Below are 21,895 nucleotides of genomic sequence, written 5' to 3'. Positions count from 1 at the left end.
ACGGAGGCGGAACATGACCACGACGACTGCGAAGCGCGGCAAGGACGGCCGCTTTACCGACACCAAGCGCAGCGGCCCCGGCAGCAGTTTCGGCGTGATCGCCGGTGCCGCCGCCGGCGGCGCGGCACTGGGCCTGCTCGCGATGCTTGGCCGCAAGGCGGCAGTGCAGGCGCCTACGGCGCTCGCGGGCAATTGGGACCAGGCGCTGGCGCTCGAGCACGAAGCCACCCGCAAGGTCTTCGACGCGCTGGAGGCGACCGACGAGACCAACACCACCAAGCGCTCGATGCTGCTCTCGCACCTCAAGCACGCGCTGATGAAGCATTCGATCGAGGAAGAGAATGTCATCTACCCTGCGCTCCGCGAATCCGGCCAGCGCGAGGCGGCGGACGCGCTCAACCAGGAACATGGCTATGTGAAGCAGTATCTCTATGAGCTGGAGAACATCCCCAACGCCTCGCCCGACTGGATGGCCAAGCTCAAGCAGTTCCGCGCCGATATCGAGACGCACATGCGCGAGGAGGAGGACGTCCTCTTCCCGGCACTGCGCGCGTCGCTGAGCGAAGAGACCAACAAGGCGCTCACGCTGATGATGAACAAAGAAGGATTCAAGGTCGCCTGATCGGGGGATCTTGCCGACGATAGCGGCTCCGCGGCGCAAGCTGCGGGGCCGTTCTTGTGTGTGCTGGTGCGGACGGCGGGACTCGAACCCGCACGCCCCGAGGGGCAGAAGATTTTAAGTCTCCGGCGTCTACCGGTTCCGCCACGTCCGCATGCCTGGCGAGGAAGCGCATGGGGGCGGGCAGGTCAAATGATTCGTGTGGTGAAACGCCTGATCAGGCCAGGATCTTCTCCGCATAGCGATCGGTGGCGCGGATCAGCTGGTCAAGGATGCCGGGTTCGGAGAAGGCATGGCCGGCGCCTTCAATCAGGTGGAAGTCCGCTTCGGGCCACGCCTTATGCAGTTCCCAGGCATAGCGCGCGGGGCATGGCATGTCGTATCGGCCATGGACGATCGTTCCCGGGATATCGCGCAGCCGGTGGGCGTCGCGCAGCAGCTGGCCGGGCTCGAGCCAGCAGCCATGGACGAAATAATGGGCCTCGATGCGGGCGAAGGCGAGTGCGAACTCGCCATCGTCATGCTGCGCGGTCATCGCCGGATCGGGCAGCAGCGTGATCGTCTCGCCTTCGAACAGGCTCCAGCTGCGCGCCGCCGCGATCTGTTCCTCGCGCGTGCCATTGGTCACGCGGCGATGATAGGCACCGAGCAGGTCGCCCCGCTCTTCCTCCGGGATCGGCGCTACGAAGCGCGCATATTTGTCGGGGAACAGCTCCGAGACGCCGAATTGATAGAACCAGTCGAGTTCGGGCTTGGAGGACATATAGATGCCGCGCAGCACGAGTTCGGTGACGCGCTGGGGGTGCGTTTCGGCATAGGCCAGCGCCAGGGTCGAGCCCCAGGATCCGCCGAAGACCAGCCATTGCTCGACCCCGGCGAGCTCGCGAAGGCGCTCGATGTCCGCAACCAGATGCCAGGTCGTGTTGGCTTCCAGCCCCGCATGCGGCGTGGACTTTCCACAGCCGCGCTGATCGAACAGCACGACATCGTAGAGCGCCGGATCGAACAGCCGTCGATGCGTGGGCGAAATCCCGCCGCCGGGTCCGCCGTGCAGGAAAACCGCGGGTTTGGCGCCGGGGGTCCCGCAGCGCTCATAATAGAGGGTATGGCCGTCGCCGACATCGAGCGTGCCGGTCGCATAAGGCTCGACGGGCGGATAAAGAGTGCGAAGCATATCTGGTCCTTCGCCATTTCGGTGCCGATGGAAAGAGTGAGTCGGCACGGTCCTCGGTCGCACGCGACCAGCTGAATAGAAAAAGGCCGGGAAAACCCGGCCTCGTTCAATCCCTTAGATCAACAGCGTCACACGTTCAGACGTGCACGCATTTCCTTGCCTGGCTTGAAATAGGGTACGCGCTTGGCATCGACCTCTACGGTCTCGCCCGTGCGCGGGTTGCGGCCGGTGCGGCCGTCGCGGGCACGGGTGGAGAAGGCGCCGAACCCGCGCAGCTCGACACGGCCATCGGCGGCGAGCCGATCGACGATTTCGTCGAAGAATACGGCAACGATCTTCTCGACTTCGCGGACGGAGAGCCCGGGATTGTCCTGAACCAGCAACTGAACGAGTTCCGAACGAATCATCCCAAAACCTCCCTTTGCGCAGCCGCTTTGCCGGCAACGCATCCCCCGGTCTCAAACCCTAGCCGTTTTCCACAACTTGCAGCAAGGCGAAGATGTCGGGCACGGCCAAGTTTTCGATGGTTTTTTACAAAAAATGAGGGAGCGGCCTGCGCCGCTCCCCCAAAACCGGTCTTACTTCTTTTCTTCGCGAGCCTTGAGGGCCTCGCCGAGGATATCGCCCAGCGACGCGCCCGAATCGGACGAGCCATATTGCTGCACGGCCTGCTTCTCTTCGGCGATCTGCATCGCCTTGATCGAGAAGGTCGGCTTCTTCGAACGATCGAAGCCGGTGACCATCGCGTCGAACTTCTGGCCGACCTGGAAGCGCTCGGGGCGCTGCTCGTCGCGGTCGCGGCCGAGATCGGTCCGCTTGATGAAGCCCGTCGCGCCATCGTCGCCCGCCTGAACCTCGAGGCCCGCGTCGCGGACTTCGAGAACGGTGACCGTGACGGTCGCATTCTTGTTGAGCTTGTCGCCCGAGACCGGCGATGCCGCCGACGACGGTCCGCCACGCTCAAGCTGCTTCATGCCGAGGCTGATGCGCTCCTTGTCGGGCTCGATCGCGAGGACCACGGCCTTCACGGTCTCGCCCTTGCGGTGCAGGTTGAGCGCGTCTTCGCCCGAAATGCCCCATGCGATGTCGGACATATGGACCATGCCGTCGACGTCGCCGTCCAGACCGATGAACAGGCCGAACTCAGTGGCGTTCTTGACTTCGCCTTCGACTTCCGAGCCAACCGGATGGGCCGCCGCGAAGGCATCCCACGGATTGTTCTGAGCCTGCTTGAGGCCAAGCGAGATGCGGCGCTTCTCGGGATCGACCTCGAGCACGATGACTTCGACTTCCTGCGAGGTCGAGACGATCTTGCCCGGATGAACGTTCTTCTTGGTCCAGCTCATTTCGGAGACGTGGACAAGGCCCTCGATGCCGGCTTCCAGCTCGACGAACGCACCATATTCGGTGATGTTCGTGACACGGCCCGAAAGCTTGGCGCCGACCGGATACTTCTCGGCTGCACCATCCCACGGATCGCTCTCGAGCTGCTTCATGCCGAGGCTGATGCGCTGCGTGTCGCGGTTGATGCGGATGATCTGTACCTTCACCGTGTCGCCGATGTTGAGCATCTCCGACGGGTGATTGACGCGCTTGTAGCTCAGATCGGTGACATGGAGCAGGCCGTCGATGCCGCCGAGATCAACGAACGCACCATAATCGGTGATGTTCTTGACGACGCCGTCGATCACCTGGCCCTCGGCCAGCGACTGGATCAGGCCCGAACGCTGCTCTGCACGCGTCTCTTCGAGAACGGCACGACGCGAGACCACGATGTTGCCGCGCTTGCGGTCCATCTTGAGGATCTGGAACGGCTGCTCGATGTCCATAAGCGGAGTCACGTCGCGAACCGGGCGGATATCGACCTGCGAGCCGGGAAGGAACGCCACGGCGCCCGACAGGTCGACAGTGAAGCCGCCCTTGACGCGGCCGAAGATGACGCCGGTGACGCGTGCGGTCTTGGCGAATTCGGTCTCCAGCGTGTCCCATGCGGCTTCGCGGCGGGCGCGGTCGCGGCTGAGCATTGCTTCGCCGTTCGCATTCTCGACGCGGTCGACATAGACCTGAACTTCGTCGCCGACCTTGAGATCTGCCTTCTGGCCCGGCGCTGCGAATTCGCGAAGCGGCACGCGGCCTTCGGACTTGAGGCCCACGTCGATGACGGCGAGATCGTTCTCGATGCCGGTGACGGTGCCGATGACGACGCGGCCTTCAAAGCTTTCTGCGCCGCCGAGAGTTTGTTCGAGGAGAGCCGCGAAATCGTCGCGGCTGGGGTTTGCCGTAGTGGCCATGTGGTTAGAGTTCCTGTGTCTTCATTTCCGGCCAACCGGTTGAATCCGGCGGTCTTTTGGCCGATGTACCGCGGCGGCCGAATGCCGGTCGCGGCATCCGTGCGAACAAAAGCGCGGGAGGACCAAAACGCGTCATAAGGATGCGAAAGGGCGCATCAGAGCGCCATGCCTCCCGCGAGCATTGCTCGCCGGACCGCGCGCCCTTAGCCGAACCGCCCCTCAGAGGCAAGCGCACCCGGCCATTGCGATCCGCGGCGGACAGTGCAAAGCGCACAGGCTACCAACCAGCACTAAGGCACCACGATGCATTTTGATCACGACGGCGAAACCTTCGAGGGCGGATCGATCTCGATCGACAACAAGAACTTCCGCAACTGCACCTTCAACAATGTGGTGATTCAGTATGCGGGCGGCCCGGTCGAGATGGTCGGGTCCTCGATGAACAATTTCTCGTTCCAGTTCGGCGGCGATCTCGCCCAAGGGCTGTTCACGCTCTTCCAGCTGTTCGGAACCGAAGGCATGATCCAGATCATCCGCGGCTTCACCAATCCAAGCCCCGGTCAGGTGGTCCTCAAGGTCTAGGAAGCGGCCTTCGCCTTCGCCGCCTCGACCAGCGCGACGGCGCGCTGGACGGCGGCGTCGATCGAAAGGAAGCTGGTATCGAGCAGCACCGCATCGGGCGCCTGGGTCATCGGCGCTTCGCTGCGGCGCGAATCGCGGTCGTCGCGCGCGCGAATGTCGCTCAGCACCTTGTCGAGGCTGGTGAGTATGCCGTTCTTGCGCAGCTCGAGGTGCCGGCGTTGGGCTCGGATCATCGGGGTTGCCTTGACGAACAGCTTCACGTTGGCATCCGGCGCGATGACGGTGCCGATGTCGCGCCCGTCGAGAACTGCGCCGCCAGGCTGGTGCGCGAACTTCTTCTGACGATGGAGCAGAGCGAGGCGCACGAGCGGGTGCGCGGAGACGATCGAGGCGGTCTTGCCGACATCGTCGGTGCGCAGCCAGGGATCGTCGAGCAGATAATCCTCGAAGCTGCAGGCCGAGACGGCATCGGCCTCCTTGGCGGGATCGAGCTCCTCGCGCATCACGGTCGCGGCGACGGCGCGATAGAGCAGGCCGGTATCGAGATGGGGCAGGCGATAATGCCGCGCGAGCGCGCGAGCGATGGTGCCTTTGCCCGAAGCGGCTGGTCCGTCCACGGCGATGATCATGGTTGTCACGTGAAGGCTACTCGGCAAGCGCGTCAAGGGTGGGGAAGAAGTCGGGGTAGCTGGTGGCCACCGGGGCAACGTCATCCACGGTGACCGGCGCGGCAGAGGCAAGTCCAGCTACCACCATCGACATCGCGATACGGTGGTCAAGTTTCGAGGCGACCGGAGCATTGCCCGCCAGCGGCGCACCGCCCGAACCTGTGATCGCCAGGCCGTCGTCATATTCTTCGAGCGTGACGCCAGCGGCTTCGAGCGCGGTCTTCATCGCGTCGATGCGATCCGATTCCTTGACGCGCAGCTCATGCGCGCCGCGGGCGACGGTGCGCCCCTCGGCAAGCGCGGCGGCGACGAACAGGATCGGATATTCGTCGATCATGCTGGGCGCGAGTTCGGGGGGGACGTGGATCGCCTTCAAGGGGGCATGGCGCACGCGCAGATCCGCGACCGGCTCGCCGCCCACTTCGCGATTGTTCAGCTCGGCAATGTCCGCGCCCATCATGCGCAGCGCGGTCAACAGGCCGATCCGCGTGGGGTTCATGCAGACATTCTCGATGGTGATTTCGGACCCCGGTACGATCGAAGCCGCGACCATCCAGAACCCCGCGGATGAGGGATCGCCGGGTACCACGATATGCTGCGGCCGGAGTTCCGCCTCGCCGGTGATCGAGATGATCTTGCCCTGAGGCGAATCCTCGACCGTCAGTTCCGCGCCGAAACCGCGCAGCATTCGTTCGCTATGGTCGCGCGTCGGCACCGGCTCGATCACGCGGGTGATACCCGGCGTATTGAGCCCCGCGAGCAGTACCGCGGACTTGACCTGCGCCGAGGCGACGGGAAGCGTATATTGAATCGGCACAGCGGGGTTCATGCCGCGAACCATCAACGGCAGCTTGCCGCCCGGACTGGCGGTGATTTCCGCGCCCATCTGCGATAGCGGCTCGATTACGCGCCCCATCGGCCGGCCGGAAAGCGACGCGTCGCCGGTGAATGTCGCAGTGATCCCGTGGCTGGCCACCAAGCCCATCAGCAGCCGCGTCGAAGTCCCCGAATTGCCCATATCGAGCGCCTGTGCCGGCTGCAGCAGCCCGCCGACGCCAACGCCGTGCACGCGCCACAGGCCATCGTCGCCCCGTTCGATGGACGCGCCCATCGCCCGCATCGCCGCGGCGGTTGCCAGCACATCCTCGCCTTCGAGCAGCCCCTCGATCCGGCTTTCGCCGACCGCCAGCGCCGAGAACATCAGCGCGCGATGGCTGATCGATTTGTCGCCCGGCACGCGCACGGTTCCGCGCAGCGGGCCGCGGGCGGAAATGCTGTAAGGGCGGGGCGGGGCGTTCGACATTGCGCGCGGCTTTGACAGCCGCCTTGCGCCATGGCAAGGCGCCCCCCACTTTCCGGGTCGATACCCGAAATCATGATATTCGAAAGGTGAAGAGGCCATTTTATGGTGAAGCCGGAATGGGGCACGAAGCGCGCTTGCCCGAAGTGCGGAGTGCGCTTCTACGATCTGACCAAGGACGAGCCGGTGGTTTGCATCGCCTGCTCGTATTCGTGGAATCCGGAGCCGATCCTCAAATCGAAGCAGCCGCTTCCGTTCGAGCAGATCAAGGCCGAGGCCAAGCCCGTGAAGGAGGATTCCGATCTGGGCGATGAAGAGCTGGAGACCGTCGACGACGAGGAACCCTCGCCCGATGACGATGTCGATCTGGGTGGCGACGACGATCTCGGCGTCGAAACCGGCGGCGACGACGACGAGAATTAAAAGAATCGGGCAAGGGTGCGAAAGCATCCTTGCCAAACCCTTGGCGGCCTTCTAATCGGCCTGCCTTCTCAGGGTGTGGGGCCGTAGCTCAGCTGGGAGAGCGCTGCAATGGCATTGCAGAGGTCAGGGGTTCGATCCCCCTCGGCTCCACCATTCCCAAATCATTGAAATGTTTGTGGGCGAACGCCCGGCGAGCGTCGCTTCACCCGCCGGATCACAGCGGATTGACGACGCGTTAGGCGGGCTGCACCATCAGCGCGAGCCTGGCAGCTGCGCCGGCTATTGCGTGGCGTGCAGGCCCTGCATACCGGGGCTGTTGAGCGAGCGGCGAACCTCGGCGGCGCGGCGCATGATTTCGCGCGGAGAGTTGAAATATTCGGTGGGCGACATGCCCATGAAATCGCGAAAGTCGCGGTTAAAATGGGCCTGGTCGAAATAGTCGTCGTCAATCAGCCCGGCCAGCGGTCGGTCGAGAACGCCGCGGACCCGCTCCAGTGTGCGTAGAAACCGCTTCTGCCGCAATAATGCCTTGGGCGCGAAGCCGAAGGCGCGATCGCACAGCCGGTTGAGGGTCCGCTCGGAGACGCCCGCAACGGCCGCAAATTCCGAAATGTCCGTAGGCACCGCGAGAAGCGCCCGGTGTATCGCGGCGATGCGCCGGTCCGCAGCCGGTCGCGATGCGGCGCGCTCGATCAGCCATTGGTCCAGCGACCCGGCGATAGCGGCATCATCGGGCGCGGATTCTATATTGGCGGCGATCCGGTCCGCATCCTCCTGCCCGACAAAATCGGCGAGCTCCTGCACGCGGTTGCTCATCGCGCGCGCGGGTACGTCGAACATCTGAACCCAGCCCAGCGGCGTCAGCCCTGCACCGAGCATGACTCCCGGACCATCCGAGCCGAAAACCGCGGCGCGATCGGTAGGGCCGAATAGCGCCGAGCGTTTCGGTGTCGGTGACCACACCCCGTCCACGGTCAGGACCCATTCGCCTTTCGGCGCGAAGCGGATATTGCCCGGGCTCGCCAGATAATGATCCGAAACGCTCTGATACGTCTCGACGATATAATAGGATTCGACGAGCCCCGCGAGCGCCGCTGCCGGCTGGACGATGCGGATTTGAACCGGCGCAAGCGGCGCGGTTTCGATGTTAGCGGCCTGACCTGACATGTCCGACTCGTCCCGAAAATGGCGGAATTTTCCAATCTTCGCACTTTCACAGGAGGGCAGGAAGAGGTCAGCACAAAATCGGGACCGCATTATGCGTAAAAACCAGATGTTAGACGCGGTTCTTGGGGTAACCGCAGCGCAAGGGGCAGGCTGCACGATCAAGACTGATGGCGGCTACGCTCAGATCGATGGCACCTTAGCCGTCTTCATGCTGCGCGCGATTGGAGCGCCCCTTGCGGGCACCACGACCCCCAACAACTCCGGCAAGCTCCCGCTTGGCGAATATGCCTGCATCGGCACGGGGACGACGCAACTCGCCGGCTTCGGCTCGAAGCTTCTGGCCGGCGGCCGCTATACCGATCTCGAGGGGGGCAGCCCCGGTACCTACGTCATCACCGGCAACGCGATCCGCTTCACGGGCGGCCATCTTGACGGTCAGGTCGGGCAGGACATCAAGGACAATGGCTACCGGATCGGCATGGTCAGCTGCCAGAAATGGTAGCGGCGCGTCGGGCGAGCAGGGACTTCAAGTTTTAGAAAAGGGGAATGCCATGAGCAAAAACACGAAGATCGTCATCGTGCTACTCGCCGTCTTGGCATTGTTCGTAGCGGTGCTCGGCTATTGGGCTTCCCAGCGCCGTGCGAAGCAGACGGCTTCCGCCATTGCCACTGTCGTCGCTGCCGAGAAGGAATCGAAGTCAAGCTCGCGCGGCAAGGACAATACTATCGTGATCCTGTCATATCGTGCCGGCGCGACCATGGCAGAGGGAAGGGCGCGGGTCTCGGGTGTTCATCTGGAAGACTATCCGGCCGGTCGGACGTTGCGGATCTGCTACGATCCCGCAAATCTCACGAGCCTTCGCATAGACGATGCTCCCTGCAGCTAGGCCTGCTCTTCTGGCAGAAATATCCAATCGCTGCCGGCGGTCATTCCTAAAATCGCATCGATCGGGACGCAGATCCCATCTTCGAAAAAGGGGTTTAACCATGAGCGCTATCAAAATTCGCATTGCCGGGATTGCCGCCGCTGCCCTGGCGACGTTCGTCGCGACGCCGGCCGTTGCGGGCACGGGCTGCAACGGCGTCGTCAACATCTTCGTCTGGGGCTGCGCGCCTTGGGACAATAATAACGGCCCGCAATATCCCTATTATCGCAAGAAGGCCGTCTCCATTCCGCGCCAAGGTACCCAGATCGTGACCAAAGACGGCGTGCGGATGGCATTGCGCAACGGCCAATATTATCCGCTCATCGGCAATGACGGCGGATCGCTGATCGGCAACGACGGAAGCACCTTCCGCGTCTGGACCCAATGATCTGGATTATGCGGATGCTTGCCTGACCTGGCAGTGTGCAACCAGACGCCTTAGGCCATCGCCATCAGGCTCGCATTGCCGCCCGCCGCGGTGGTGTTGATCGAAGTCGAGACTTCTTCGACGAGCCAGTCGAGGCGGTAGCCGCATTTGGCTTGCTGGGGCAGGACGATCGGGCCGGGAAGCTCGGCGAGTTGGCCCAGGATCGCCAGCGTGCCTTCGTCATCGGCTTCGATCAGCGCGCCCGAATAGGGGCCCTCGGCCGTCCAGTTGTCCGACCAGCGGATGCGGCTCGCGACACTCGCCGGGAAGCTCGCAAGCGTTTCGCTAAGGCCTGCATCGGTGTGGACGACAAGGCTATTCCCGCCCGCGAGCCCAGCCGCGATCTGGGCGACCAGCCCCTCGCGGGTTTGCGGGAACAGCACAACCTCCCCACGCGGGTGAATGGTGTAGACGTTGCGCTCGCCCACGGGGCCCGGGAGATCGGTCTGGCTTCCGAGCAGCGATGCGCCGGCCGCCTCGCGCGCCGCCGCTGCCGCGCTGGCATCCCCCTCGGCTTCGAGCCAGAGGGCGAAGTCACGGATCGCGGGGTCGGCATGGTTCGAAGCTGTGCCCGGAGGGACGGGCGCATCGAGCACCAGCCGCCCCAAATAGAGCGGACCGCCAGCCTTAGGACCAGTACCCGAAAGGCCGCGCCCGCCGAACGGCTGCAAGCCGACGACTGCGCCGATGACGTTGCGATTGATGTAGAGATTGCCGGCCCGCACCCGCCCGGTCACGTGCGCGACGGCTTCGTCGAGTCGGGTGTGGAGCCCAAAGGTCAGGCCGAAACCGGTGGCGTTGATCTGGTCGATGAGCTGGTCGAGTTTTGCGCGGCGATAGCGGACGACGTGGAGCACCGGGCCGAACACTTCTCGCTCGACCTGGGCGATGTCGTCGATCTCGACGATCGAGGGCGGCACGAAGGTGCCATGCTGCGTCTGGCCGGCCAGCTCGATCTGCTCCACCCGGCATCCGATCGAGCGCATATGCGCGAGGTGCTGCTCGATATTCTTCTGCGCTTCGGCGGTGATAACCGGGCCGATATCGGTGGCGAGCCGATCGGTGCGCCCGGTCGACAGCTCGTGGAGCGCGCCCTTGATCATCGTCAGCGTGCGATCCGCGATTTCTTCCTGGAGACACAGGATGCGGAGCGCCGAGCAGCGCTGGCCGGCGCTGTCGAACGCTGAGGCGATGACATCCGCCACGACCTGCTCGGCGAGCGCGGAACTGTCGACGATCATGGCGTTCTGGCCGCCCGTCTCGGCGATAAACGGGATCGGGCGGCCGTCGGGGGAGAGGCGCGTGGCGAGCTGGGCCTGGATCAGCCGCGCGACCTGAGTCGACCCGGTGAACATCACTGCCGCGGTCTCCGGTGCCGCGACCAAGGCCGCGCCGATCTCGCCGTCGCCGGCGATAAGCTGGAGGACATTGGCCGGCACCCCCGCCTCATGCAGAATCGCGACACCCTGGGCGGCGATCAGTGGCGTCTCTTCGGCAGGCTTGGCGAGCACGGCGTTGCCCGCGACGAGAGCCGCCGCGACCTGGCCGACGAAGATCGCCAGCGGGAAATTCCACGGGCTGATGCAAGTCGCCACGCCCAAAGGCCGGTGCACCGGCCCAAGGCTGCGGCGCGCCTGCTCGGCATAATAGCGGAGGAAGTCGATCGCCTCGCGAACCTCGGCAATTGCGTTGGGCAGCGACTTGCCGGCTTCGCGGACGATCAGCCCGAGCAATGCGGGCATGCGCGCCTGCAACAGGTCGGCGGCACGCTCGAGACAGTCGGCGCGTTCGGCGGGATCGATCGCCGCCCAATCAGTGGCAGCGGCAGCCGCAATGCGGGCCGCTTCGTGCGCCTGTTCAGGCGAGACTTCGTAAACCATGCCGACCTTGTCGCGGTGATCCGAGGGATTGAGGACGTCGCGCGGCTTGCCGCTGCCGCCCGCGCGCCATTCGGAATGCGCGCCCTTGCGCATTTCGTCAGCGAGATTCGCGAGGAAAGTCTCGTCGGTCAGGTCCAGCCCGGCCGAGTTGCGGCGTGTGCCGTAAAGGTCGCGGGGCAGGGCAATCGAGGGATGTGTCCGGCCCGGCATATCCATCGCGCGGAGCTGCTCGACCGGATCGCTGACCAGTTCGGTAATGGAGACTTCAGGATCGGCGATGCGATTTACGAAGGAGGAATTTGCACCGTTCTCGAGGAGGCGGCGGACAAGATAGGCAAGCAGCGTCTCGTGCGTGCCAACGGGCGCGTAGATGCGGCAGGGCCGGTCGAGATTCTCGGCGCCGACGACCTCGTCATATAGCGGCTCACCCATGCCGTGCAGGCATTGGAACTCGTATTTGCCGATCTCGAAATCGGACCCTGCCATTTCATAGATCGTCGCGAGCGAGAGTGCGTTGTGCGTCGCGAATTGCGGGAACACCGCATCGCCGGCCGCGAGCAGCTTCTTCGCGCAGGCGATATAGGCGACATCGGTGTGGATCTTGCGCGTGTAGACTGGGAAATCGCTCAGCCCATCGACCTGCGCGCGCTTGATCTCGGCATCCCAATAAGCGCCCTTGACCAGCCGCACCATGATCCGCCGCCCGGCGCGGCGCGCCAGATCGACGATCCAGTCGATCACGAAGGGGCAGCGCTTGCCATAGGCCTGGACGACAAAGCCCAGCCCGTTCCACCCGGCCAGATCACAGTCGAGTGCGAGGCTTTCGAGCAGGTCGAGCGACAGTTCGAGCCGGTCGGCTTCCTCGGCATCGATGTTGAGGCCGATATCGTATCCGCGCGCCAGCGACGCCAGCGCCTGCACGCGCGGCAGCAACTCGGCCATCACCCGGCCCGCCTGGGCGCGGGAGTAACGCGGATGCAGCGCGGAGAGCTTGATCGAAATGCCGGGCCCGTCATAGACGCCGCGCCCGGCCGATGCCTTGCCGATCGCATGGATCGCGGCTTCGTAATCGCGATAATAGCGCTCGGCATCCGCAGCGGTAGTCGCGGCTTCACCGAGCATATCGTAGCTGTACTGGAAGCCGCGCGCCTCGAGCGGGCGCGACCGCTTCAGCGCCTCTTCGATCGTCTGGCCGGTGACGAACTGCTCGCCCATCATCCGCATCGCCATGTCGACGCCGCGGCGGATCACCGGCTCGCCGGCGCGGGCGATCAGGCGAGTCAGCGCCGCCGCAAGGCCGCGATCGTTGACGCTGCCGGTCAGCTTGCCAGTGACGACCAGCCCCCAGGTCGCGGCATTTACGAATAGCGAGCGCCCCTCGCCGAGATGCGATTTCCAGTCACCGTCCGCGATCTTGTCGCGGATGAGCGCATCGCGGGTGTCGGCATCCGGAATGCGCAGCAGCGCCTCCGCCAGGCACATCAGCGCCACGCCCTCCTGGCTGGATAGCGCATATTCCTGGACCAGCCCCTCGACGCCGCTGCCCTTGCGCTTTGCGCGGAGCGCAGTGACCAGCCGGGTGGCGGTGTCGCGCGCCTTCTCGCGGACCGGGAGCGGCAGCGCCGCCTCTTCGATCAAAGCCGCGACGCATTCCGGCTCGGGACGGCGATAGGCGGAGGTGATTGCGGCGCGTAGCGGGGTCTGCTCCCGAACCGGGGGGCGAAATTGGCGAAGATGTCCAGCTGGGTCATCGGGCTAAGATAATGCATGCCGCACAGGAAGTTCGCCTTTTCTAGGGCGCTACAGCATACCAATTGACCTTTTTTTGCGCCTAATTTAGCCCGTTCACATGGATAGCGGCAGCCAAACGGTCGATCTGGACGAATTCGACCGCAAGATACTCCAGGCACTGCGGCAAAATGGCCGAGCGACGTTCACCGAACTGGCCGAAAAGGTGGGCCTGTCGAAGACGCCCTGTCAGCAGCGCGTCCGCCGCTTGATCGAGCGCGGCGTGATCGTCGGGTTTCGCGCCATCGTCGATCCCGCAAAGGTCGGCCTAGACCACGTCGCCTTTGCCGAAGTGAAGCTTTCGGACACGCGCGAGACGGCGCTTCAGGAATTCAACGCAGCCGTGCGCCGCATTCCCGAAGTGGAAGAGTGCCATATGATCGCGAGCAGCTTCGATTATCTGCTCAAGGTCCGCACTCACGACATCCGGCGTTACCGCACCGTGCTAGGCGAGAAGATCTCGACGCTGCCGCATGTCGCCAGCACCTCGACCTTCATTGCAATGGAAACAGTTCGCGAGGGGCCGATGTGATGGGGCCTCCAGATGCCACGAACTCGTTGGCCGCGCGTTGGGGCGCGATGGCCGATACGATCGAATCCCTGTACGAACAAATGGACGCAGCCGCGCAAGCGCTCGACTTCGAGGAAGCAAAGCGGCTTCGCGACAGGATCAACCTGGTGCGAGGCGGCGCAACTGTGGGCGAGGCTGAACAAGCCGATGTCGCGGGACTGACCCGGCAGCAGCCGGGGGCGATGGGGCTGGGGACGAGCCAGCAGCGCATGGTGCCGCCACTGGGCTGGCAGCGTCCGGCCAAGCCCGACCCGATGACCGCCGGGCGCAGCAAGCGGGGACGCCAGCGTTCGGAACAGGAAGACAAAATATGAGCGATTCCATCGACGACCGCATCATCGAGACCCCCGAAGGACCGATGACCTGGGCACAATGGAAGAAGAAAAATCCCGTGCAGATCCCTTCCCGGCGCACCAAGGGAAAGGACCTGCCGGTCAAGGTGAAGCGCTTTACCGAGAAGTAGCTCGGCCGATCACGCGCTGGTCTAGGCGGCCGCCGCCTCCGCGACCGGTTCCGAGGCCTCGGCCGAAGCTTCGAGCCGCTCCACAAGGCGGCGGTAGGTCGCCAGCGCCTGACCCACGACCTGGTCCATATTGTAATAACGATAGGTCGCGAGGCGCCCGACAAAGGTCACGCCGGGCTCGGCCAGCGCCAATGCTTCATAGCGCTTGAACAGTGCCTGATTTTCCTCGCGCGGCACGGGATAATAGGGATCGCCCTCGTCGCTGGGATATTCATAGGTGACGCTGGTGCGCGGCGCTTCCTGCCCGGTCAGATGCTTGTATTCGGTGACGCGGGTGTAGGGGACGGACTCGTTGGGATAATTGACCACGGCGACTTCCTGCAGCCAGTCCTGATCAAGCGTGCGGTGCTCGAAGCGCAGCGAGCGATAGGGCAGCTTGCCGTAGCGGTGGCCGAAATATTCGTCGATCGGGCCGGTGAAAACCAGATGATCGTGCGGATAGGCCGCGCGCACTTCCTCGTAATCGACGCCGAGCAGCAGATCGATATTGGGGTGATCGAGCAACCGCTCGAACATGGCGGTATAACCGTCTGCCGGCATGAACTGGTGCGTATCGGTGAAATAGCGATCGTCGGTATTGGTTCGCGTCGGCACGCGCGCGGTCACCGATTTGTCGAGATTGCTCGGATCGGTGCCCCATTGCTTGCGGGTATAGCCCTGGAAGAAGGTCTCGTAGAGCTCGCGCCCCACCGCCGAGATCACGACATCGGCTGAGGTCTTGACCGTCTCCACCGGCTCGGCGCGGCTCGCGAGGAAAGCGGCGGCCTCGTCGTCGGTCTTGAGATCGAGATCATAGAGCATGTTCAGCGTGGTGCGATTGATCGGCATCGGCACCTGCTTGTCACCGACCTGCGCCAGCACGCGGTGCTCATAGGGCCGCCACTCGGTAAACTGCGAGAGATAATCGAAGATCTGCGCCGAATTGGTGTGGAAGATGTGCGGGCCGTACTGATGAATAAGGATACCGGCCTCGTCGAGCGTATCGAAGGCATTGCCGGCGATGTGAGGGCGACGATCGACGACGAGCACCTTCTTGCCAGACTGCGAGGCAAGGCGCTCGGCCATCACCGCGCCGGCAAAGCCGGCACCCACGACCATCACGTCATAATGCTTCGGGGCGACCGGCGCGCGCTTTGCCGCCGGAAGGATCGGCTGGACGCAGTTTGCGCCGGCGATCGCCTTGCCGATCAGGTCCGCCATGCGCGCCTGGGTCTGGTCCCAGCTGCCATCGGCGAGCAGTGCATCGACTTCGGGCCACCAGTCGCGGCTATGGCTCATTTCCAGCGCTTCTTCGCAGGCCGCGACAAACGACGCGGCATCGCCGGCGATACGCACTGCGCTGACATCGCCATAATGACGGATCACGTCGCGGATCGGAGTCGAGACGACCGGGCGGCCGGCGGCGAGATATTCGGGTGTCTTGGTCGGGCTGATGAAGCGGGTGGCTTCGTTGATCGCGAACGGCATCAGCGCGACATCCCAGCCGCGTAGATAGTCGGGAAGCTCGGCATATTGCTTGCCGCCGAGGAAGTGCAGATTGGCTCGGCGCGGCAGATCGTCTTCCGCGATTTTGACGACGGGGCCGACGATAACGATCGACCAGTCCGGCCGCGCGTCCGCGAGCGCCGACAGCAATTCCAGGTCCATCCGCTCATCGACGACGCCGTAAAAGCCAAGCCGCGGGCGAGGCAGCGCGGATTGGTCCGCCGGCTCGGCGCCGGGCGCCCGGGCCGCGGCGAAATGTGCGACTTCGACGCTGGAGGGGAAGGGGTGGATATCCGAATGGCTGTCGCGCTTCGCCTCGTAAAGGCTGTAGCCGCCGGTGAAGACGAGATCGGCAGAGGCGAGCAGCCGCTGCTCGAGCGGGATCAGTTCGGGCGGGGCGTTCTTGAAATTGGCGAGCTCGTCCATGCAGTCATAGACCGTGCAGTCCGCCGCCAGATGCTCGGAAAAAGGCAGCATCATCGGGGTATAATACCAGCGCATGAGGCTGGCGGTGCCCGGCACCGTCTCGTCGAGCAGGCGCTTGAGGATTTGATCGTCGCCAGCGCGATCGTCCTCGGCACGCAGATGCGGCACTGCGATCTCGACGCCGGTGTTCGGGCAGATGGAGATTTCGAGGAATGGGGTCTCCAGCCCCCCATCGAAGACCGGCTCTTCCCAATAGATCACGCGCGATTCGCGGGCGAAGCGGCTCATCAGATGCTGCGGCCGCTGAAATACGAAATTCCATCGCAAGTGGCTGAAGCAGAGGATCGTCGCGGCATGAGCATTGGTCGAACGGAAAGAAGCCGCGGCGGAGATTTGCTGCATCGAATACACCTTGCTGGAGAATGCATGCGCAACGGTGCGGTCGCAGCGAAAGTTCCGTTCTAAACTATTGAGTTAATATAGATTAGCACCATTTGTTCGGAGCGCGATTTTCGTCCAGCGGGATGGTTCGATCCGCCCACTCACGGGCGTCGCCAAGCATGTGCTGAGTCAGGCGCTGATAGTGCTGGATGAAGACCGCCAGCTCCTCGTCGGACATGCCGGCATGGGCACCCTCGCGCCGCCTGAGCGCGTGCTCCTGCTCGGTCCGCCACCGCTGGACGACCTCGAACCCTGGCGCCGCGAGGAAGACCAGCATGTCGATCCTGCCGAAGAGCGGCCGATAATCGGCCAGCCGGGAATTGACCCAGCGCCGCCAGACGCCGTCGGGATCGCGTTCCCGCTCGAGCGGGTTGATGGGCGCGACGAGTTCGGCCTCGCTCTGCGGCTGCGCGCCGAGGCACCAGCCTTCGAGGATGAGCATGTCGGCGGGCCCGTGCCACGGCTCTGGATCGCCGGGTTCGTCACGCGCCTTGTCAAAGCGCGGCAACAGGGTCGTGCCCGGCCGTGACAGCGCCTCGATCACCGCCAGCCCGCGCGCCGGATCGTGCGTCCCCGGCACGCCACGGGTGCGCAGCAGCGGGTGAATTTCGGCTGCCAGCTTCGCGCGCGCTGCGCCGTCCAGATAAAGGTCGTCGAGCGACAGCATCGGGCAGGCGAACCGCGCTGCCAGCGCCTGCGCCACCGTGGATTTGCCGCAGCCCTGCGCCCCCGCAATCCCTAGCACGAACGGCTTCCGCGTGCCGCGCCTTGGTAGCCGCTCGGCGATCAGATCTGCGATGCTGGGGACGGGATCGGCCATGGCTCCTGCATATCTGTGCTTGCATGGGTCCAGCGCTGTCAAATATGCGGGGGCGAGGGGCGCGCTTTCGTGTCCCGCCGGGAAACGCCATGTCCAGCCGTCCGACGATCAAGGAAGTCTCGAAGATCGCCGGGGTCTCGTTCAAGACCGTGAGCCGCGTTCTCAACAACGAGAAGCATGTCAGCGAGGAAACGCGCCGCCGCGTCGAGGAAGTCGTCGCACGGCTCAATTTCCGCCCGAGCCATGCCGCGCGCACGCTTGCCGGACGCCGCTCGTTCCAGGTGGCTTTGCTCTACGACAATCCCAGCCCTTATTATGTCTATCACGTCCAAACCGGCGCGCAGCAGCGCTGCTCGGTGCTGGGCTATCGGCTGTTGCTCCAGCCGGTCGATGTGCTCGCCAGCGACCTGGTCGCGAACGTCATGGCGCTGGTGGACGAGGCGCATCTCGACGGGCTGATCCTCTCGCCGCCGGTTACCGAAGCGCCGGCTTTGCTCGATGCACTCGATGCGCGGGGGCTGCCTTATGTCCGCATCGCGCCAGGCGTGCGCAAGGATAGCGGCATGGCCTCGACGATGGACGACGTCGCCGCGGCGCGCGCGCTGACGCGGCACCTGATCGAACTGGGGCACCGCGCGATCGCCTTCATTCGCGGGCCGGAGACTCACGTCTCCTCGAGCGACCGTCTTGAAGGTTACCGCCAGGAACTCGCGGCGCATGGTATCGCGTTCGATCCCGGCCTGGTCGTGGCCGGCGATTACAGCTTCCGATCGGGCGGCGAGGCGACGCGGGCTTTGCTGGGGCGCACGCCGCGGCCGACTGCGATCTTCGCGGGCAATGACGATATGGCCGCGGGCGCGCTTGCTGTGGCGCATGAGCTCGATATCGACTTGCCCGGCGAGCTTTCGATCGCTGGCTTTGACGATTCGGACCTGGCCCAGGCGGTCTGGCCGCCGCTCACCACGATCCGCCAGCCCGTGCGCGAGCTTGCGGATGCGGCGGTCGAATTGCTCCTTGGCGGGAGCGGGGAGACGCAGGTGTCGCTGGAGCACCAGCTTATCGTGCGGAAATCGACCGGGCCGGTGCCGAAAGCCTAGAGCGCGCGGAAGCGGAAGTCCCTGAACCTCGCAGTGCCCTTGCCGGCCGAATAAAGCCCCGGCCGCAGCATCAGGAAGCCGCCGCGGACATTGTGATGGTAGCCGGACACTTCCATGCCGCGGTCGAAGCGCTTCCAGGTCGCGCCGCCATCGCCGCTGGTATGGTACGAGACGATGTGGCGGTTGTTGGTGACCCGCATTCGCAGCTTGCGCCGGTGTGGGTTGGCCGGGCGACCACGCTCGATGCCATATTGATGCGTGACGAAGCGCTTCTCGTCGAAGCCGAGCCCGCAATAGAGCTTCTCATCATAGAAGAGCAGTAGCCCGGCGACGCCGCCCTCTTCGATCTCGATATCGCATTCGAATTGATAGGCCTGGTCGCCCGCCACCAGCAGCAGCGGCGCGCCGGAGCTTGGGGCGAACCCCTTCGCATCGAGCAGCAGTGTCTTGTCCGCTACCCGCACGCGGGACCGCTCGTCGGGTGCGGGCTTGAAGAAATTCCAGCGGGTGCCGAGTTCGAGCGTCGAGAAATCGTCGGACAGTGCGATGCCGTGGGACAGCGCTTCGCCCCCTTTGGGCTTGGCGATCGGCTGCGAGAGATCTCCGCCGGTCATCCTGAACCAGCCATCCGCAGTCCATTCGATCGGATCGAGCAGCGCCTGCCGTCCGAGCGTCCAATAGCCGTTCTCGAAGCCGTGATAGACCGACCACCAGCTTCCATCCGGCCCCTCGACCAAAGTGGCGTGCCCGCGCGACCACCATTTCTCGTTCAGCGATGTGGTGCGCACGATCGGGTTGCCGGGATGGTCTTCCCAAGGGCCCGCCAGCGACTTGGATCGCGCGGCGATGACCATGTGCCCGGTCGGCGGGCCGGCGGTGCCGCCCACCGCGGTGATCATGTAATAATAGCCGCCGTGCCGCAGCACCTTGGGGCCTTCGGGCGAAAATCCCTCCACGTCCCAATCGTCGGGGTAGCGCCAGGGATTATAGACATGCTCGGGCTCGCCGGTGCGCGACAGTCCGTCGGCGCTCAGCGGAACGCGGTCGCCGCCTGACAGGAACAGCCAGCGCGTGCCCTTTTCGTCGACTGCGTGACCCGGATCGATATGATTGGGCAGCGTCAGGTCGATCGGCTCGCTCCACGGCCCCTCGATCCTGTCCGCCCAGATCACATAGGTCGTGTTGGGCGAGGCTTTGACGGGCACGTACAGATAGAAGCGGCCCTTATGCTTGCAGAGCTCCGGCGCCCAGACCGAGCCGATGTTCTTGATCAGGGCCGGGCCGATGGGCTGCCAGTTCACCAGGTCGCGCGAGTGCCAGATGATCAGGCCGGGATAGGAATCGAAGGTCGAAAAGGTCATGTAATAATCCTTCCCGTCCTTGAGGATGCTCGGATCGGGATGGTCGCCCGCCATCAGCGGATTGAGGAAGCGTCCGTCGCCCAGATCCGCCTTGCGCTGATTGTCGAGGCCGCGGCGCCAATCGGGCGCGGGGTCCGCAGCGAGGGCGGGCAGGGGCAGGCCGGCGGCGAAGGCGGACCCGAGTGCGGTACGGCGCGAAACTTTCATGACACCGGTGTACCGCGCCGGAGGCATGAGGCAAGCGCCACTCCGATTAACCATGAACGTCAATCAAATCGCGTCCCAAGCGCGGACAGCAATTAACCATCGATGGCGCTGGCGCAAATCGTAAACAAGACGTTAACTTGCGCCCATGGATCGTCAGCTAGTTATCGAGGGCCCAGCCCGCCGCCACCCATTTCGCAACCATGCGCGCCGAGTCGTGATCACCAATCGCAGGGCGCGCGACGACAGCGACTGGAAGCTCTTCGCGATGAGCTTCAGTGCCTTTTTCGTCTGCTTCACGACCTTTATCTTTTAAGGCAGCACTTCCACGCCGTGCGCCTCGGCCTCGGCCTTGTGCAGCCGGCGCGCACAGATCGCCGAGAGCAGGCATAGCCCGACGATCACCAGGATCGAATTCTCGACGCTGACGCCCGGCACTGTCGTCAGCGCCAATATGCCGACCGAGCCGCCGACCATGAAGGCCGAGTTGACGATGTTGTTCGCCGCCACCGTGCGCGAGGTCTGCGACTTGTCCACAGTGGTAGTCAGGAACGCATAAAGTGGCACCACGAACATGCCGCCGGTGATTGCGATCATGATCAACGCGAACAGCAAATGCCAGCCGGCGGGCATCTGCAGGAATTCGTGTATCTTGATCAGTGGCCCGTCGCTGACCGGCCAGAATTCGGCAGCTAGGTAAAATTCGACCACGAAAAACGCCATCGCCAGCACAGAGACCATCGAATAGCGCGCCGAAACCTCGCCCTTGAGCAGACGGTTGATCACCACCGATCCGATGGCGATGCCCACCGAGAAGATGCCGAGAAAGATACTCGCGACGTCCTTTTGGGCATGGAAGGTGTTCTTCACGAGCGGCGGAAACAGCACGCCGAGCACGGCGGCGATCGTCCAGAAAGTGCTGATCGCGACGATCGCCAGCCAGACGCGGCGGATATGGGTGGTGGCGGCGATCAGCCGATAGGACGAGCGGAAGATATTCCAATCGAGCTTGAGCTGGGTCGAAGGCGGCGCTGGGGGAATGTTGCGTGCCGAGACATAGCCGATGAGCGCGACGACGATCACGCTGACAGCCGCCGCGGTCGGCGAGATCAGTCCGCCGGCGATCGTGCCGCACAGGATGGCGATATAGGTGCCGGCCTCGACCAACCCCGTGCCGCTCAGCACTTCGTCTTCAGCGACGTGTTGCGGGATAATCGCGTATTTGATCGGGCCAAAAAAGGTCGAGTGGATGCCCATGCCGACCAGCGCGACCAGCATCAGCGGCAGGCTCTTGATCAGGATGCCCGCCGCACCGACCAACATGATCAGCACTTCGGCCATTTTTATGATCCGCATGATGCGGGCCTTGTCGTAACTGTCGGCCAATTGGCCTGCGAGCGCGGAGAAGAGGAAGAAGGGCAGGATGAACAGCCCCTGCGCCACTGCGCTGAACTGGGTCTCGGATTCGACCGAATTGAAGATCTGATAAGTCGCGAAGAAGATCATCGCGTTCTTGAACAGATTATCGTTGAACGCGCCGAGGAACTGCGTGACGAACAGCGGCAGGAAGCGGCGGGCCTTCAAAAGCCCAATCGAACCGATCATGCGTTTCCCATCCCCTGAAGTGACGGAAAACCGCCTTACTTTGCGAAAGCGACATAGCCGAGGCAATCGTTCACGGGCAACGGAAATTCCCTTCCCGCCCCGCGCGGCGCAGTGCTA

General features: G+C 64.0%; 21 protein-coding genes, 2 tRNA genes and 1 pseudogene. 12 read left to right on the top strand and 12 right to left on the bottom strand.

The genetic code is table 11. The features are described from left to right. Window positions 1-13 precede the first annotated feature (13 nt). The gene (locus tag ACZZZM_RS16010; RefSeq protein ID WP_463596069.1) at window positions 14-622 is read left to right on the top strand and encodes a hemerythrin domain-containing protein; all 609 of its coding nucleotides are present in this window, start codon (window positions 14-16) and stop codon (window positions 620-622) included. 64 nt (window positions 623-686) lie between these two features. Here ACZZZM_RS16010 and ACZZZM_RS16005 read toward each other — a convergent pair. The 4 genes from ACZZZM_RS16005 to rpsA form a co-directional block, all read right to left on the bottom strand. Next, a tRNA-Leu gene (locus ACZZZM_RS16005) sits at window positions 687-773 on the bottom strand. Between the two features lie 63 nt (window positions 774-836). Continuing rightward, window positions 837-1,793 (bottom strand): prolyl aminopeptidase, encoded by a 957-nt coding sequence (pip, locus tag ACZZZM_RS16000; protein WP_463596068.1) that lies wholly within the window; start codon window positions 1,791-1,793, stop codon window positions 837-839. Window positions 1,794-1,921: 128 nt separating this feature from the next. Then, window positions 1,922-2,200 (bottom strand): HU family DNA-binding protein, encoded by a 279-nt coding sequence (locus tag ACZZZM_RS15995; protein WP_463596067.1) that lies wholly within the window; start codon window positions 2,198-2,200, stop codon window positions 1,922-1,924. A 171-nt stretch (window positions 2,201-2,371) separates the two neighbouring features. Further along, a complete protein-coding gene (gene rpsA, locus ACZZZM_RS15990; protein WP_463596066.1) occupies window positions 2,372-4,084 on the bottom strand; it encodes a 30S ribosomal protein S1 in 1,713 nt (570 codons plus the stop codon). 303 nt (window positions 4,085-4,387) lie between these two features. Between rpsA and ACZZZM_RS15985 the strand changes: the two genes are divergently transcribed. Then, on the top strand, window positions 4,388-4,666 hold the full coding sequence (locus ACZZZM_RS15985) for a hypothetical protein (protein WP_463596065.1): 279 nt from the start codon (window positions 4,388-4,390) through the stop codon (window positions 4,664-4,666). On the opposite strand, the gene cmk is transcribed toward ACZZZM_RS15985, so the two are convergent. Together cmk and aroA are read right to left on the bottom strand one after the other, a co-directional pair. Beyond that, complete coding sequence (cmk, locus tag ACZZZM_RS15980; protein ID WP_463596064.1) at window positions 4,663-5,295, bottom strand: (d)CMP kinase; 633 nt, start codon at window positions 5,293-5,295, stop codon at window positions 4,663-4,665. The two genes, ACZZZM_RS15985 and cmk, sit on opposite strands and share 4 nt — an antisense overlap. Window positions 5,296-5,311: 16 nt before the next feature. Beyond that, complete coding sequence (aroA, locus tag ACZZZM_RS15975; protein ID WP_463596063.1) at window positions 5,312-6,637, bottom strand: 3-phosphoshikimate 1-carboxyvinyltransferase; 1,326 nt, start codon at window positions 6,635-6,637, stop codon at window positions 5,312-5,314. Between the two features lie 102 nt (window positions 6,638-6,739). On the opposite strand from aroA, the gene ACZZZM_RS15970 reads away from it, so the two are divergent. Beyond that, the gene (locus ACZZZM_RS15970; protein ID WP_463596062.1) at window positions 6,740-7,057 is read left to right on the top strand and encodes a TIGR02300 family protein; all 318 of its coding nucleotides are present in this window, start codon (window positions 6,740-6,742) and stop codon (window positions 7,055-7,057) included. A 77-nt stretch (window positions 7,058-7,134) separates the two neighbouring features. Then, window positions 7,135-7,210 (top strand) — tRNA-Ala (locus ACZZZM_RS15965). 126 nt (window positions 7,211-7,336) lie between these two features. Here ACZZZM_RS15965 and ACZZZM_RS15960 read toward each other — a convergent pair. Beyond that, entirely contained in the window at window positions 7,337-8,224 is an 888-nt protein-coding gene (locus ACZZZM_RS15960; protein WP_463596061.1) for an AraC family transcriptional regulator, read from the bottom strand. A gap of 91 nt (window positions 8,225-8,315) precedes the next feature. On the opposite strand from ACZZZM_RS15960, the gene ACZZZM_RS15955 reads away from it, so the two are divergent. From ACZZZM_RS15955 to ACZZZM_RS15945, 3 genes are all read left to right on the top strand, one after another. Next, on the top strand, window positions 8,316-8,726 hold the full coding sequence (locus ACZZZM_RS15955; protein WP_463596060.1) for a hypothetical protein: 411 nt from the start codon (window positions 8,316-8,318) through the stop codon (window positions 8,724-8,726). Window positions 8,727-8,775: 49 nt separating this feature from the next. Beyond that, the gene (locus ACZZZM_RS15950) at window positions 8,776-9,111 is read left to right on the top strand and encodes a DUF3592 domain-containing protein (protein ID WP_463596059.1); all 336 of its coding nucleotides are present in this window, start codon (window positions 8,776-8,778) and stop codon (window positions 9,109-9,111) included. A gap of 100 nt (window positions 9,112-9,211) precedes the next feature. Then, window positions 9,212-9,538: a hypothetical protein gene (locus ACZZZM_RS15945; protein WP_463596058.1), complete on the top strand. Its 327-nt coding sequence runs from the start codon at window positions 9,212-9,214 to the stop codon at window positions 9,536-9,538. A 50-nt stretch (window positions 9,539-9,588) separates the two neighbouring features. Here the strand turns inward: ACZZZM_RS15945 and putA are convergent. Beyond that, a pseudogene (gene putA / locus ACZZZM_RS15940) lies at window positions 9,589-13,182 on the bottom strand (trifunctional transcriptional regulator/proline dehydrogenase/L-glutamate gamma-semialdehyde dehydrogenase); the annotation flags it as partial. 124 nt (window positions 13,183-13,306) lie between these two features. Between putA and ACZZZM_RS15935 the strand changes: the two are divergent. The 3 genes from ACZZZM_RS15935 to ACZZZM_RS15925 are packed head-to-tail and all read left to right on the top strand — an operon-like array spanning window position 13,307 to window position 14,279. Continuing rightward, window positions 13,307-13,777 (top strand): Lrp/AsnC family transcriptional regulator, encoded by a 471-nt coding sequence (locus ACZZZM_RS15935; RefSeq protein WP_463596057.1) that lies wholly within the window; start codon window positions 13,307-13,309, stop codon window positions 13,775-13,777. Between the two features lie 47 nt (window positions 13,778-13,824). Continuing rightward, a complete protein-coding gene (locus ACZZZM_RS15930; protein WP_463596056.1) occupies window positions 13,825-14,130 on the top strand; it encodes a UvrB/UvrC motif-containing protein in 306 nt (101 codons plus the stop codon). Further along, window positions 14,127-14,279 (top strand): hypothetical protein, encoded by a 153-nt coding sequence (locus tag ACZZZM_RS15925; RefSeq protein WP_463596054.1) that lies wholly within the window; start codon window positions 14,127-14,129, stop codon window positions 14,277-14,279. Before ACZZZM_RS15930 ends, ACZZZM_RS15925 begins: the two co-directional genes overlap by 4 nt. Window positions 14,280-14,300: 21 nt before the next feature. Here ACZZZM_RS15925 and glf read toward each other — a convergent pair whose 3' ends face one another. Together glf and ACZZZM_RS15915 are read right to left on the bottom strand one after the other, a co-directional pair. Further along, entirely contained in the window at window positions 14,301-16,652 is a 2,352-nt protein-coding gene (glf, locus tag ACZZZM_RS15920) for a UDP-galactopyranose mutase (RefSeq protein WP_463596053.1), read from the bottom strand. A gap of 82 nt (window positions 16,653-16,734) precedes the next feature. Further along, a complete protein-coding gene (locus ACZZZM_RS15915; RefSeq protein ID WP_463596052.1) occupies window positions 16,735-17,511 on the bottom strand; it encodes a kinase in 777 nt (258 codons plus the stop codon). Window positions 17,512-17,600: 89 nt separating this feature from the next. On the opposite strand from ACZZZM_RS15915, the gene ACZZZM_RS15910 reads away from it, so the two are divergent. Beyond that, window positions 17,601-18,608 carry a LacI family DNA-binding transcriptional regulator gene (locus tag ACZZZM_RS15910; protein ID WP_463596051.1) on the top strand — a complete coding sequence of 336 codons (1,008 nt, stop codon included), beginning with the start codon at window positions 17,601-17,603 and terminating at the stop codon, window positions 18,606-18,608. Here ACZZZM_RS15910 and ACZZZM_RS15905 read toward each other — a convergent pair. Beyond that, the gene (locus tag ACZZZM_RS15905; protein ID WP_463596050.1) at window positions 18,605-20,176 is read right to left on the bottom strand and encodes a family 43 glycosylhydrolase; all 1,572 of its coding nucleotides are present in this window, start codon (window positions 20,174-20,176) and stop codon (window positions 18,605-18,607) included. The genes ACZZZM_RS15910 and ACZZZM_RS15905 overlap by 4 nt on opposite strands. Window positions 20,177-20,321: 145 nt before the next feature. Between ACZZZM_RS15905 and ACZZZM_RS15900 the strand changes: the two genes are divergently transcribed. Then, window positions 20,322-20,489 (top strand): hypothetical protein, encoded by a 168-nt coding sequence (locus ACZZZM_RS15900; RefSeq protein WP_463596049.1) that lies wholly within the window; start codon window positions 20,322-20,324, stop codon window positions 20,487-20,489. On the opposite strand, the gene ACZZZM_RS15895 is transcribed toward ACZZZM_RS15900, so the two are convergent. Continuing rightward, window positions 20,486-21,778 carry an MFS transporter gene (locus tag ACZZZM_RS15895; protein ID WP_463596048.1) on the bottom strand — a complete coding sequence of 431 codons (1,293 nt, stop codon included), beginning with the start codon at window positions 21,776-21,778 and terminating at the stop codon, window positions 20,486-20,488. The two genes, ACZZZM_RS15900 and ACZZZM_RS15895, sit on opposite strands and share 4 nt — an antisense overlap. Window positions 21,779-21,895 lie beyond the last annotated feature (117 nt).

It is taken from the genome of Sphingomonas sp. AC522 (assembly GCF_979258125.1).
Note: the sequence above shows the minus strand (reverse complement) of the source record. Positions and strands in the feature narration are given on the sequence as shown.

Bases quoted from the DNA above. Each gene is read 5' to 3' on its own strand.
- ACZZZM_RS15895 (WP_463596048.1), bottom strand. From the start codon at position 21,778: ATGATCGGTTCGATTGGGCTTTTGAAGGCCCGCCGCTTCCTGCCGCTG.
- aroA (WP_463596063.1), bottom strand. From the start codon at position 6,637: ATGTCGAACGCCCCGCCCCGCCCTTACAGCATTTCCGCCCGCGGCCCG.
- ACZZZM_RS15985 (WP_463596065.1), top strand. From the start codon at position 4,388: ATGCATTTTGATCACGACGGCGAAACCTTCGAGGGCGGATCGATCTCG.
- ACZZZM_RS15935 (WP_463596057.1), top strand. From the start codon at position 13,307: ATGGATAGCGGCAGCCAAACGGTCGATCTGGACGAATTCGACCGCAAG.
- ACZZZM_RS15910 (WP_463596051.1), top strand. From the start codon at position 17,601: ATGTCCAGCCGTCCGACGATCAAGGAAGTCTCGAAGATCGCCGGGGTC.
- glf (WP_463596053.1), bottom strand. From the start codon at position 16,652: ATGCAGCAAATCTCCGCCGCGGCTTCTTTCCGTTCGACCAATGCTCAT.
- ACZZZM_RS15905 (WP_463596050.1), bottom strand. From the start codon at position 20,176: ATGAAAGTTTCGCGCCGTACCGCACTCGGGTCCGCCTTCGCCGCCGGC.
- pip (WP_463596068.1), bottom strand. From the start codon at position 1,793: ATGCTTCGCACTCTTTATCCGCCCGTCGAGCCTTATGCGACCGGCACG.
- ACZZZM_RS15970 (WP_463596062.1), top strand. From the start codon at position 6,740: ATGGTGAAGCCGGAATGGGGCACGAAGCGCGCTTGCCCGAAGTGCGGA.
- ACZZZM_RS15960 (WP_463596061.1), bottom strand. From the start codon at position 8,224: ATGTCAGGTCAGGCCGCTAACATCGAAACCGCGCCGCTTGCGCCGGTT.
- ACZZZM_RS15915 (WP_463596052.1), bottom strand. From the start codon at position 17,511: ATGGCCGATCCCGTCCCCAGCATCGCAGATCTGATCGCCGAGCGGCTA.
- ACZZZM_RS15955 (WP_463596060.1), top strand. From the start codon at position 8,316: ATGCGTAAAAACCAGATGTTAGACGCGGTTCTTGGGGTAACCGCAGCG.
- cmk (WP_463596064.1), bottom strand. From the start codon at position 5,295: ATGATCATCGCCGTGGACGGACCAGCCGCTTCGGGCAAAGGCACCATC.
- ACZZZM_RS15950 (WP_463596059.1), top strand. From the start codon at position 8,776: ATGAGCAAAAACACGAAGATCGTCATCGTGCTACTCGCCGTCTTGGCA.
- ACZZZM_RS15925 (WP_463596054.1), top strand. From the start codon at position 14,127: ATGAGCGATTCCATCGACGACCGCATCATCGAGACCCCCGAAGGACCG.
- ACZZZM_RS16010 (WP_463596069.1), top strand. From the start codon at position 14: ATGACCACGACGACTGCGAAGCGCGGCAAGGACGGCCGCTTTACCGAC.
- ACZZZM_RS15900 (WP_463596049.1), top strand. From the start codon at position 20,322: ATGGATCGTCAGCTAGTTATCGAGGGCCCAGCCCGCCGCCACCCATTT.
- ACZZZM_RS15930 (WP_463596056.1), top strand. From the start codon at position 13,825: ATGGCCGATACGATCGAATCCCTGTACGAACAAATGGACGCAGCCGCG.
- rpsA (WP_463596066.1), bottom strand. From the start codon at position 4,084: ATGGCCACTACGGCAAACCCCAGCCGCGACGATTTCGCGGCTCTCCTC.
- ACZZZM_RS15945 (WP_463596058.1), top strand. From the start codon at position 9,212: ATGAGCGCTATCAAAATTCGCATTGCCGGGATTGCCGCCGCTGCCCTG.
- ACZZZM_RS15995 (WP_463596067.1), bottom strand. From the start codon at position 2,200: ATGATTCGTTCGGAACTCGTTCAGTTGCTGGTTCAGGACAATCCCGGG.